The 9,038-nt window shown below is 63.2% G+C and carries 11 protein-coding genes and 1 pseudogene; 9 read left to right on the top strand and 3 right to left on the bottom strand.

Features of this window, described 5'->3' with window-relative positions; all coding sequences use genetic code 11:
- The 3 genes from AC0L18_RS32055 to AC0L18_RS32045 all read right to left on the bottom strand — a co-directional run.
- The coding region (locus AC0L18_RS32055; RefSeq protein ID WP_473495699.1) for an endonuclease domain-containing protein at positions 1-185 on the bottom strand (185 nt) is incomplete at its 3' end.
- A 417-nt stretch (positions 186-602) separates the two neighbouring features.
- Complete coding sequence (locus AC0L18_RS32050) at positions 603-917, bottom strand: YMGG-like glycine zipper-containing protein (RefSeq protein ID WP_027154393.1); 315 nt, start codon at positions 915-917, stop codon at positions 603-605.
- 694 nt (positions 918-1,611) lie between these two features.
- Positions 1,612-1,770 carry a hypothetical protein gene (locus tag AC0L18_RS32045; RefSeq protein ID WP_473495698.1) on the bottom strand — a complete coding sequence of 53 codons (159 nt, stop codon included), beginning with the start codon at positions 1,768-1,770 and terminating at the stop codon, positions 1,612-1,614.
- 68 nt (positions 1,771-1,838) lie between these two features.
- On the opposite strand from AC0L18_RS32045, the gene AC0L18_RS32040 reads away from it, so the two are divergent.
- From AC0L18_RS32040 to AC0L18_RS32000, 9 genes and pseudogenes are all read left to right on the top strand, one after another.
- Entirely contained in the window at positions 1,839-2,141 is a 303-nt protein-coding gene (locus AC0L18_RS32040; RefSeq protein ID WP_473495697.1) for a hypothetical protein, read from the top strand.
- 80 nt (positions 2,142-2,221) lie between these two features.
- Positions 2,222-2,665 (top strand): hypothetical protein, encoded by a 444-nt coding sequence (locus AC0L18_RS32035; RefSeq protein ID WP_473495696.1) that lies wholly within the window; start codon positions 2,222-2,224, stop codon positions 2,663-2,665.
- The gene (locus AC0L18_RS32030) at positions 2,643-3,218 is read left to right on the top strand and encodes a hypothetical protein (protein ID WP_473495695.1); all 576 of its coding nucleotides are present in this window, start codon (positions 2,643-2,645) and stop codon (positions 3,216-3,218) included. Before AC0L18_RS32035 ends, AC0L18_RS32030 begins: the two co-directional genes overlap by 23 nt.
- A 179-nt stretch (positions 3,219-3,397) precedes the next feature.
- Positions 3,398-3,637, top strand: coding sequence for a hypothetical protein (locus AC0L18_RS32025; RefSeq protein WP_473495694.1), 240 nt, complete (start codon positions 3,398-3,400; stop codon positions 3,635-3,637).
- A 1,066-nt stretch (positions 3,638-4,703) separates the two neighbouring features.
- The gene (locus tag AC0L18_RS32020) at positions 4,704-6,434 is read left to right on the top strand and encodes a phage tail protein (RefSeq protein ID WP_473495693.1); all 1,731 of its coding nucleotides are present in this window, start codon (positions 4,704-4,706) and stop codon (positions 6,432-6,434) included.
- Between the two features lie 229 nt (positions 6,435-6,663).
- The gene (locus AC0L18_RS32015) at positions 6,664-7,728 is read left to right on the top strand and encodes a hypothetical protein (RefSeq protein WP_473495692.1); all 1,065 of its coding nucleotides are present in this window, start codon (positions 6,664-6,666) and stop codon (positions 7,726-7,728) included.
- Positions 7,729-8,027: 299 nt separating this feature from the next.
- A complete protein-coding gene (locus AC0L18_RS32010) occupies positions 8,028-8,390 on the top strand; it encodes a VanZ family protein (protein ID WP_473495691.1) in 363 nt (120 codons plus the stop codon).
- A gap of 112 nt (positions 8,391-8,502) precedes the next feature.
- Positions 8,503-8,735: pseudogene (locus tag AC0L18_RS32005) on the top strand (AbrB family transcriptional regulator); the annotation flags it as partial.
- A 90-nt stretch (positions 8,736-8,825) separates the two neighbouring features.
- Positions 8,826-8,993: a hypothetical protein gene (locus AC0L18_RS32000; protein ID WP_473495690.1), complete on the top strand. Its 168-nt coding sequence runs from the start codon at positions 8,826-8,828 to the stop codon at positions 8,991-8,993.
- The last annotated feature ends 45 nt before the right edge of the window (positions 8,994-9,038 follow it).

Genomic DNA, 9,038 nt, shown 5'->3' with positions numbered 1-9,038 from the left:
AGCTTCTTGTCCGGGCAAGCGAAGTCGACAATGTAACCGGCGATCGGAAATTGTCGGCGGAAGCCAAGCCCCATCAGGCGATGCGCGCGAAGCCCGTTCCAAAGCTTCAATTCAGCGTCGGTCATGGCCTTGCGCATCGACTTGGCATTTGCGCGATTTCGCGGAGGCAATGGCGTGTGAGGCATTGGTCAATGCTCGGTCGCAGCTCGGTCACAATTGAGGATGGCGCTCTACGGCGCCCCCCTCTGTCCTGCCGGACATCTCCCCCACTTGGGGGGAGATTGGCCGTCGCCGCTGATTTCGCCAATTGCCAACGCAAGAAAGGGGCGGGCGTTGGTGTTCCCTGGAACACCCCTGCCATGAAAGTAACTTCAAGCTCTGCTTTATTTCAATGAGATAGCGGCTTGGGCCAAGGGCTCGATTTCAAAGCCGATATACCAGAGAAAGCGGCCCGCGCACCTTTCATCTACGATGGCGCCCGGTGCCGGGCGATGTGTCTCATCTGGCCGCGGAGCCTGTCTTCGGCTTGCCGGAGGCAAGACCCGTGGGCGGCCACCTTCTCCCACAAGGGGAGAAGGGAAGACCAGCGCCGGGGCTTCGTCTCAATAATCGCCGCGGTAGTAGCGGTCGTCGCAGCGGGCGGTGTAGATGCGGCCGTAGCGGTCCTGATAGCGGCAAAGCTGTTCGCCGCGCCGCTGTGGCGTCGTTGCGCTGCCGACGACCGCCCCCAGCAGGGCGCCGCTGGCTGCGCCGATGACCGTGCTCTTGGTGTCGCGGCCCAGGGCCTGACCGACGAGAGCGCCGCCAGCGCCGCCGACCAGGGCCCCCGTGGTGGCTCTTTGCTGGCCTTCGGTCTGTGCACATCCTGCCAGCGCGGCAGTCACAAGCAGGGCGGCAATGGCTTTGTACATGGTCATCGTCTGATACTCCGTTGAAGCCTATGAACTAATACACTGGCTGGTTTTGCCAAGTGTTTGCCAGTGCGGTTGCATTGCGGCGGAACCGCGGCAACCGCTTGTCACGAAATGCGACATGGTTTCTTTCGTCTTGACGGTGCGTGCCTCCGGTTCTGAAAGAGCGTACTCGAACAAGACGATAGGGCCAGGTTCTGTCGAAAAGAATCAGGCTGCGGCCGCAACGATTCCGCCGGGTCCAGCCGATCCCTCAACAATCCAAATAACACGCCCGGCTGAACTGGCCAGTGCTCGTTTCTTTGCAAACAACAAGGAGGAATCTTCTCATGACAGATCTGGCAGACGCCGGGTCCGTGGTGGCGTCGCCACCGGCGGGCAACCTTGCAGGGCCACCGGCCGCCGGGGACAACGGGTCCGCCCCGCCGGCCGGCAAGAGCTGGTTTGACGGTCTTTCCGAAGGCAACCGCAAGCTCGCTGAAACCAAGGGCTGGACCAAGCCTGAAAGCCTCGACCGGGTTCTCACATCCTATGCCGAGCTGGAACGGCAGCAGGGCGAAAGCCTGGGCATTCCGGCAGCGGACGCAGCTGCGGAAGACTGGGACAGGTTCCATGCCCGGCTGCCTGAGGCGATGCGCCCGCTGACATCGCCCGACAAGGTCGAGTACAGGCGCCCCGACGGGCTCCCCGAAAACTTCGCCTATTCGGACGAACTCGCCAACGCGTCAAAGGCGTGGGCGGTCGAGGCCGGCGCCACGCCCAAGGTGGCGCAGGCCATCACGACCGCTTCGTCGGCTACATGGCCGAACAGGCCAAGGCGCAGCAGATCGCCGTTGCCCGTTCGGTCGAGGCCACTCACGACGACCTGGTCCGGGACCGACCGACAGCGACGGCTTTCGCCAGCGACTGGAGGTCGCCAACCGGGCGATGAAGAAGCTCGGCCTGGTCGATGCCTACAAGGCGAAGGGCATCCTCCTGCCTGACGGCGCTTTGACCGATCCGCAGATCGCCAAGGCATTCCACGCCGTCGGCGAGGCGATGTTCAGGGAAGACACGATCGACGGCGGCACGCCCTTGAGCGGAGGCAATCCGTTCAAGCGCAACGCCGCCGGCGAACGCAACCTGACCGATATCTCGGCCCTCGTCAGAAGCGACCCCGTCCGCGCCCGGCGGCTGGCACGCGAGGCCGGCGAAAACCCCGATCTGTGGGTACCGAACAACCCCCTTTGAAATAGGGCAACCGCATCCGGATGCCCCCTCATCCGGCCTGAGGGGGCGCAGCCGTCAATCAAACTGAAGGAAAGAAAAAAATGGCAGACGCCTATACCCGCATCGCGGACGCGATCGTTCCGTCCGTCTATGCGCAATACTCGTTCGAGGAGCACGTCCAGTCGCTCGAGATCTACCAGGCCGGGATCCTGTTTTCCGACCCGGCCATCGCCTCGAAGCTCTCCATGGGCGGGCGTTCCGTCGATATGCCAGGCTGGAAGGATCTCGGCAACGATCCGTCCGAGCCGGTCAACGACGATCCGGCCGACTCGATCGAGATGAAGAAGATCGGCGCGCGCCGCGAGGTCGCCGCCCGCAATGTCCGCGCCCAGGCGTGGGGCATTCCGGACCTGACCTCGATCCTGGCCGGCGACGACCCGAAGAAGCTGATCGTGCGCCGCCAGACCGACTACTGGCAGCGCGCCAACAAGCTGACGCTGCTCGGCATCCTGAAAGGGGTGGGTGGCCGACAACCTCGCCAATGATGCCGGCGACCTCGTCCGCATCACCGGCGCCTCCATCGTCGACACCGACATCATCGAGGCCGCCTATCTGATGGGCGACCGCGCCGACAAGTTCAAGACGATCTGGATGCATTCCAAGCAGATGAAGGCGCTGAAACTCGCCGACCTCATCGACTATGTGCCGCCGTCCGAGCAGGGCGGGCCGCTGATCCCCTATTATATGGGGCTGCGGGCCGTCATCGACGACGACATCCCGGTCGCCGCGGGCGTCTACACGGCGTTCATGTTCAAGGACAAGGCAATCCTGTGGAACGAGCTGCCGGTCAATACCGAGGGCGGGCCGCTGGAGTTCGACCGCAAGCCGCGCCAGGGCCATGGCGGCGGCGTCACCGAAATGGTCGCCCGCCGGCATTTCGTCGCGCATGTGCCCGGCACCCGCTTCCTCGACGCGTCGACGGCCAGCGAATTCGCCACCGATGCCGAGCTGGCGCTGGCGCTGGCGGCGAATTGGGACCGCACCGCGTCGAGCGTCAAGCACATGACGTTCATCGCGCTGAAGACGACCGAAGCCTGATGAAGCAAGGCGAGGGCGGGTCGTCAGAGTCCCGCCCTTCTGGGCGCCAGGTCGGCCGATGTGGCTAATCCCAATTCACGCGCTGTGCTGCTTGTTGTTGTTGCACATTGATCAATCGCCGCCACCAAACGGTTACACAAGCGGGCGATGCTGCCTTGTCTTTGCAATGGAGGGTAACCATGAATATGACCTACAAGGCAGTTCAGGATGTGCTTCGAAAAGCCGGCATTGTCATAAGCAAAAAGGGCGAGCTTCACCGCATCAACTTCTTCAGCGGCCTGGAAAACACCGCCTACTACACGACAAGCCTCGAGAATGCGCTTGAGCGGGGTTTGGCGATGGCGAGAGCTGCCGAAAGATTGCCAGCAAGCGCCTTTGCCAAGTCGCGCGGGCGGCCGGCGAGCGCACACTTCGGCTGACGCCGCAGGATGTCATCGCCGCGTTGCGCGGCGATGTTGGGAAATGCATATTATCAGGTGGCGCACGCTGCCAGCTTTCTGCGGTCGCGTTCCGTCGCGCCCCCTCTGTCCTGCCCTCTCTTTGCCAAAATCTGGCATCTTCCCCACTTGGGGGGAGATCGGCAGCTTCACCGACAACGCCCTTTCTTCAACGTTGGCGATTGGCGAAAGCCAACGCGACATCCAATCTCCGCCCTCGTGGGGGAGATGCCCGGCAGGGCAGAGGGGGGCGCGATGGACGCGACCTTCCCCACAATCCACCCCACCATGCCTGCTTTTCCCGATCCAAACAGACGGAGGCCTAAAACCATGGCCGTCACCCCGCTCGACATTGCCAACATGGCGCTTGGCGTCCTCGACGAGGCGCCGGTCGACAGCCTTGATCAGGATGTCAAACCGGCCCGCCTGCTCAACCTGCATTTCGACCTGACCCGCGAGGCGGAGCTGATGAAACATGCCTGGGTGTTCGCAATCCTGGCGGCCGCCGTCGCCGGGTCCGATACCGGCAGTGGCGCGGGCACGCTGAACTTTGCCTATGAATTGCCCGTGGACTGCCTGCGGCCTTTGCCGCTGACCCACAATGGCGAGCCGGATGGCGTGCCGATCGCGTGGCGCCAGGAAGCCGGCTTGATCTATTCCGACCAATCGAGCCCGCTGATCATCCGCTATATCGCCAACCTCACCGATCCGAACGACTGGGACGCGACGTTCACCGAAGTGCTGGTTGCAGCGCTTGCCGTCAAGATCGCGCATCCGCTGACCCACAAGGCGGGCATGATCGACATCGCCCGCGGTGCCTATAGCGCGGCGCTGGACGCGGCGTTCCACGCCAACGCCATCCAGCGTGGCGGCAGGTTTCAACGTCGTCCTGGGCGGTCCAGCGCGGCGACAACCGGTTCCGGCGCGCCTGATGACGATGCTCTATCCCATCCAGGACACCTTCGTCCGTGGCGAAATCTCACCGCGATTGCACGCTCGCGCCTCGCTCGACCTATACAGGGCCGCGCTCTCCCGCTGCGAAAACTTTTTGACGCTTCCCCATGGTGGCATCCGGAAGCGCGGCGGCACCTATTTCTGCGCCGAGGTGAGGGATTCTTCCAAAGCGACGCGGCTGATCCCGTTCATCTTCTCGGCGGACCAGGCCTATGCGCTCGAATTCGGCGATCTCTACATCCGCGTCCATGCCTATGGCGCCCGCGTCGGGGTGGTTGAAGTGGTGACGCCATACCTGGAGGCTGACCTGTTCGACCTGCAATTCGTCCAGTCCGCCGACCAGATGTGGATCACCCACAAAAACCACCTGCCGCAGGTTCTCACCCGCACGGCGCACACCGCATGGACGCTGGCCGAGTTCGTCTTTCTCGACGGCCCCTATGACGACGTCAACACAAGCGCGACCACGCTGACGCCGGCCGAGACAGGCGCCGTTCATCCGGCGATGACCAGCAATACGCTGCCAACCGGCACCGCTGCATCCAGCGCCGGCACCGCATATCTCGCGTTCGACCGTGACAACAAGACAGTCATAACGTTCGGTACGACCACCGGCGACGTGTCCTATGATTTTGCAGGCACCCTGACAAAGGTGTGCGACGGTTACTGGATACAGACTAGGGCGAACGGCGGCTCCAGAGCACCGGTGTGGGATTTCCAGGGCTTCGATGGCACCAACTGGATCTCGCTTGACAGCCGGACGGCGGAAACCGGCTGGTCGCGCGGCGAGGTGCGGTTTTATGAGTTCCAGAACGAGACCGCCTATCAGTCCTATCGGATAGTGCTCAACGGATCCGAAGGCGACGACAACATGGACATAGCCGAGATGGGCTGGCACGAGGATGGCGATACACAGACGCCATTCGATCTCACGGCATCCTCGATCGTCAGCATCAATGACGGCACCGGCTTCCAGACCAGCGATGTCGGCCGGACCATTCGCTTGCTCGGCTCGGATGACGTCTGGCGCTGGGCGCGCATCGCCAGCCGCAGCAGCGCGACTGTGGTCAAGGTCAGGCTGTATGGGCATGCGCTGCCCAATCTCAGCCCGATCGCCCGCTGGCGCCTCGGCACCTTCGTTCCCGGCAAATATGTCCAGAGCGGTTCGCTGTACGAGGAGCGCCTGGCCTTCAGCCGAAAATTTTCCGTCTATGCATCGGCAACCGGCGATTTCGAGAATTTCGCCACCGGCGAAAAGGACGACGACGCGCTTGAATTCGTCCAGGCCGGCGGCGGCCAGGCCAACGATATCACCTGGATTGCGGAATCCGACGGGGCGCTGATCATTGGCACCCTTGGCGGCATCCGGGCGCTGTCGGGCTCGGGCATCGACGAAGCGCTGACGCCGTCATCGTTCAAGAACCGCCGCTCCCGCACCGTTGGCTGCGCGCCGCTGCGCCCTGTCGACGCCGGGCAATCGTTCCTGTTCGTCACCAGGTCGCGCAGATCGATTGCAGAACTGACCCAGAGCGCGACCGGCAAATTCACCTCGGAGGATGTCGGGCAGGTTTCCGAGCATATCCCGAAGCAGGGTGTCGTCGAACTGGCATTCCAGACCGATCCCGACACCCGCTGCTGTGGTTCCCGCTCGATAATGGCGAGTTGGGGGGATACACGCACCAGCCTTCGCAGGAAGTCCGCGGCATGCACCGGCATCGCATCGCCGGGTATTTCTCCGGTTCCGCGTTCTCAGATTCAGCATGGGGAATGGTCGAGAGCGCCGTGGTCACGCCTGGGCAGGACGGCAATGACGATCTGTGGCTGATCGTCAAGCGCACCATCGGCGGGGCAACCAGGCGTACTATCGAAATCAAGTCGGCGCCGTTCGAATATGGCAAGATTGCCGACGCATTTGAGGTCGATAGCGGTCTGACCTACAGCGGTGTGGCTACAGGAACGGTCACAGGGCTCGATCATCTCAACGGCGAGACGGTCGATGCCCCAGCGGATGGCATGGTCTACAAGGCCTTGTCGTGGCTACTGGGGCGGTTTCCTTGCCTGGTGGTGCGACGGCCGCCAAATGGCAGGTGGGCCTGCCGTATGAGGCGGGCGCCGACACGCTGGAACTCGATGTCGGCGGCAGGGATGGCTCGATCGTTGGGCGGCGCAAGAAAGTCGCCAAGGTCATTCTGTCGCTGTTCGAGACGGATACGACCGGGCTGGAGATTACTTCCGCCGGCGCCGGGCGGAGGGCTTTACTGATGGCGACCATCCCCCTCCAGCTCGCCCAGCGCCGGCTCGACAGCGGCAGCGTGGTTTCCTATCCCGACAGCTCGCCGGTCGGCGCCGCGATGCAGGGCTTTGGCGACGAGCTCGCGGCCGTCGCCGAGCGTTTCCGGCAGCAGAAGCAGCAGCAGGACGCGTTCGACGCCGAGGTCATCGGCCGCGAGCTGAACGGACAGATCGCCCAGGCCGAGAAAGAAGCGATCCAGAATGCGCCGGCCGACGGCCGCGGCCTGCACGACGCCATGTATGGCCAGGCACGCAACGGTGTCGTCAAGCCCGGCCTGTTCGACAAGATCTTCGACGGCACCGTGCCAAAAATGCCGGAAAGTGAACGCGCCAGCTTCATCAGGCAAAAAGAGGCGATGAGATTGGCCGGGTCGGCGCGCATGGCCGCACAGCAATATGCGCGCCGCCAGGACTATGAGCGGGCCGAATGGTCCAAGGCGCAAGCTACGGAGCTCAATGCCATCGCGCAGAGCGACCCGGACGACACCGCGACGTTCGAGGCGATCAGGCAGGGCGGGTTCGACTTCATCGCCAAGATGGGCAACCCGGTCGCCCGGCAGCTGGCCGAAACCGGTTGGCGCAGCAGCACGGCAAAGGCGCTCGCCCAGGCGATGCTCGCCAAGGACCCGAGGCGCGCCGCCGAAATGCTGGGTGCTGCGCCGGCCGCGCAGGCTGGTGGCGGTGAAACCACAGGCGCTGAAGGCACTGATCTGTCGGCGAAAAACCCGAATGGGCCGGCTTCGGGCGACGACCGCCTTGCTGATCTGACGCCCGACGACAGGGTTGCGCTCGCCCGGCTGGCCGGCGTCTCGGTGACGCAAAACTGATGTCGGCACCGGCGACCTGGCCAGGTTCTTCTCGTCACCTGGGCTGTTGCGTTGCCGTCAGCCCACCGGCATCTTTAATGGCTTCTTCATGTTAGTGGGCTTTTCTATGGGAAACCTCGCAGGCATGGGGTCGTTTCCAGGGCGACAAGAGCGACGGCGGCCTTTCTTAAAACACAGACTTGTGGTTCTGGATTTGAAATTCCCAAGCGCTGATGCGATCATTGGCAAATCCACCTCGCCCATCCCGGCATTTCAGATGAAGGACTGACCCTACCTTGTTGCGCCTAGATTCTTTTTCGATGCTGGCAAGGATCGTTTTTCCGGTCACGTTGGCCGGCGTTCTCCTGCTCACGCTTCTGCCGGCGCGGTTCTTGCCGGATCTCGGCACGGCCGTCACGCTTTACGACGACAAGCTGCAGCACGCCATCGCCTTCGCCGTGCTGGCGGCCCTGGGAAGCCTCGGCTGGCCGGAACACAGGACAAGGCTGATTGTTCTCCTCGCCTTTACCGGCGCGGCGATCGAGGTGCTTCAGGGCGCGCAACTCATCGGGCGCGACCTGGATGGATTCGACTGGGTTGCCGACTGCGCCGGCATGGCGTTGGGACTGACAATCGCCGGGACAAGCAGGCGCGTTGGCAAGCGCGTCGGCGGATTGCCGTAGGTCGTCACCCCAAGGCGAAGCAAGGAGCGAAGCGAAGCGGCGCAGACCTTGGGATAACCGAGCTGCGGCGGATCAGAGTAAAAGCGTAGCGTGCGCTGCTGCAGATCGTCGCTCGATCATCATCCTCATCGCCTTCTGCGGCGGCCTCGGCTTCATGATCAGCCATGTGCTCGATCCGCTGACCGACTATCTGGCGACCAGCCCCGGCGGCATGGACTCGCCATCATCGCCGCCGCCGCACAGCATGTCGCCTTCGTCATGGCGCTGCAATCGGCCCGCTTCCTCGTCGTGCTGCTGGTCGGACCGAGCGTGGCGCGGCTGGTAGCGCGAAGTCTGAAGGAATAGAGGGCAGTCTGCGCCGGCGGCGCGCGATACGCGAACTATGCCCATGATGATTTGCGGGCGCTTTCCCGCGCGGGGCTCGCGATCCATGTCGTGGAGCATGTCGAGCACGAGCGCATGTTTCTGACGGAAGCGGCAAGGGTCTGCAAGAAGCTCTATATAGAGGTGCCGTTGGAGCACACCCGCTTCATGGATCGCGCGATCCGGATTTCTGGTGCATACGGCCACATCGTCGGCCGTGAACTATCCGCAAACCGTTGATCTGGCATGCTGATTAGGGCGGAGGTCGGCTTTGGAATTGCAGGA

It is taken from the genome of Mesorhizobium sp. WSM4819 (assembly GCF_055811215.1).
The sequence above is the reverse complement of the archived record's forward strand: the minus strand, read 5'-3'. Positions and strand labels throughout refer to the sequence as shown.

What these genes read in the sequence shown, in the direction of transcription:
- AC0L18_RS32040 (WP_473495697.1), top strand. Translation starts at nt 1,839, where the DNA reads ATGAAGAAGCTCGGCCTGGTCGATGCCTACAAGGCGAAGGGCATCCTC.
- AC0L18_RS32010 (WP_473495691.1), top strand. Translation starts at nt 8,028, where the DNA reads ATGCTGGCAAGGATCGTTTTTCCGGTCACGTTGGCCGGCGTTCTCCTG.
- AC0L18_RS32035 (WP_473495696.1), top strand. Translation starts at nt 2,222, where the DNA reads ATGGCAGACGCCTATACCCGCATCGCGGACGCGATCGTTCCGTCCGTC.
- AC0L18_RS32050 (WP_027154393.1), bottom strand. Translation starts at nt 917, where the DNA reads ATGACCATGTACAAAGCCATTGCCGCCCTGCTTGTGACTGCCGCGCTG.
- AC0L18_RS32025 (WP_473495694.1), top strand. Translation starts at nt 3,398, where the DNA reads ATGAATATGACCTACAAGGCAGTTCAGGATGTGCTTCGAAAAGCCGGC.